Source organism: Pseudomonas sp. IPO3778 (assembly GCF_013386825.1).
GTDB lineage: Bacteria > Pseudomonadota > Gammaproteobacteria > Pseudomonadales > Pseudomonadaceae > Aquipseudomonas.
The window spans coordinates 1-355 of record NZ_JACARC010000128.1; the positions used below are offsets into that span (position 1 = coordinate 1).

The following is a 355-nucleotide window of genomic DNA, read 5'->3' on the forward strand; positions in this document are numbered from 1 at the left end:
CCGCAGGTCGAAGGCTGCCGCCGACAGGGTACGGGCACTGTAGGTGTGCCCCTGCAGTTTCACCGGCAGGGTTTGCCAGTGCTCGTCGAGGGTCGCGGCGCGTTCGTTGAGGGTGTTGAACACATCGGGGCGCAGGCAGGCGATATGGATATGCAGCTGGTTTTGCGAGCGGCCATACCGGGAGTTGATCGCCAGCGACACATAGCGGTCGGCAATCGGCGCAGGCAGGCCGCTGGACAGTACCGCGTGGTTCTTCCAGGCCTGGGCGAAGTAATGCGGCAGCAAATCCCGGGTCAGGGCAATGTCTTCGATGCCGGTGACCTTGTCGGTGGGGATCAACAAGTCCTGATACGGG

1 protein-coding gene is annotated in these 355 nt (G+C 63.1%); it reads right to left on the reverse strand.

Going from position 1 to position 355, the window contains the following annotated elements; genetic code table 11:
* Positions 1-355 (reverse strand): CDP-diacylglycerol diphosphatase (locus tag HX855_RS32875; RefSeq protein WP_178948058.1); only part of this gene is annotated, 355 nt, incomplete at both ends.